This window comes from Bacillus sp. K2I17, assembly GCF_002209985.1.
Classification (GTDB): Bacteria; Bacillota; Bacilli; order Bacillales; family Bacillaceae_G; genus Bacillus_A; species Bacillus_A wiedmannii.
On the sequence record NZ_NJGF01000119.1, the window covers coordinates 1 to 1574 of the forward strand.

At 34.8% G+C, this 1574-nt stretch carries 1 protein-coding gene; it reads right to left on the reverse strand.

Annotated features, from left to right (window positions below):
• Positions 1-128: 128 nt before the first annotated feature.
• The gene (locus CER22_RS30990; protein WP_088610502.1) at positions 129-1559 is read right to left on the reverse strand and encodes an IS4 family transposase; all 1431 of its coding nucleotides are present in this window, start codon (positions 1557-1559) and stop codon (positions 129-131) included.
• Positions 1560-1574: the final 15 nt, after the last annotated feature.

Consider the following 1574-nt stretch of genomic DNA (forward strand, 5'->3'; position numbering starts at 1 on the left):
CATCGCTATCAAGCTAAGATTATACAATGTCAAGTATAGTAGAGATTATTTCTTTTTTCTAAAAGCCAGGCTTAGAGAATTTAAAGGTTTGCATGCGAAATAAACCCTATCGGGTTTCATTTTTTGAATTAGGCCGCTTGATCTTCAGAAATGGTATAATTATAAACGACACCTAATATATCAAAGACTGTTTTCTTCTCATATCTGTGAGATTTTCGCCCATTTTGCTGTAGGAGGTTGAACAGGCGAATGAGAATCTTTGATAATTCTTGGGTGTCTTTCTGTATGGCTTGATAAATAAGAAAAAAATAATCTCTAATCATATATATGGCCTTATATTCACTCAGCTCTCGTTTCTTTTTCATAAGAAGTAATTGACGCATTTGAAACATAGTAGAAGAACAGAGGAGAATGGCGATCAGTTGCCCATACAAATGGCATTCTAATCTTTCTCGTTTTATCTTTTTACAATGGTGAATTTGAAAGAATGATTTCCATGTTTTAAATAAAATCTCGATTTGCCAACGTAAAGAGTACCAATCATGTACTTGTCCCATCGGGACAGTATCTGTAGGGGTATTTGTCATATATACATTGATACCACTGAGACGTTTACTACGAGGGGAATACTTTATTCCTTTCTTTTTCTCTCTTACAGCTTGATCTTGCAATCGTTTTTGTTGTTGTTCATCTGTAAGTCGATGAACAATCACACGAGTTGGTACTTTATCAGTCATTCCTACATAAGCATCGGATATTTCATAGGTTTGCCCTGGTTGAAGAGATTTCATTAATACCTCCATATCTATCTGTATATACTCTGTACCTTTCTTGATTCTTCCATCCTGAAAATAATCAGGTGTGAGATTTTTTTGATAAATACGTGTATTGGATTTAATACGAGAGATATAGTAAGCCTTTTTATCTTGTATATGTTGAAGATCTTTTAAATGAAAATACCCTAAATCACGGATACATAAATCATTTGGTGTTACAGTTGGAACACACAGAGAACCATAGGTTCGATCATGTTGTTTTCCTGGACCTGTATGGATATGTAGGAATTGTCCGCTTAATAGGTCATATTCAAGTTGAATTTTCATCCCAGCAGTATGGCTACATCCTCCAGCCCCAGGATAAATGGTTGAAAATATATCTGGAAGCTGAAATGCAGTGGAATCTAAAATGCGAATACGCTTGAAAACAGAGGTGTATGGAGAAGAAAGTGGCATAGATGAAGTTAATTTTTTATTTAGAAGGTTAGTCAATATATGTTGTAAAAACTGAACAGCTGATGTATTAAACCGTTGATTCAGTCCTTCTGGACTGATGAGTACTTCTGTGGATGCTTCTAAACAGCTAGATAACTGAGCTAAAGAGGTTGTAGCGATATTTTGACTCATCCATATACATAAAGCGACTAAATCTTTTGCTTGGTATTTACTAGTTCGTTGTACAAAACCAACATCTTTAGCAAGATCCCGTAAGGTATTTGGAGATAAAAAACTTTGAATCTCTTGAGCAAATAGTTGTAATTCATCAGACACAGAAACAGACATAAAAAACGCCATCCT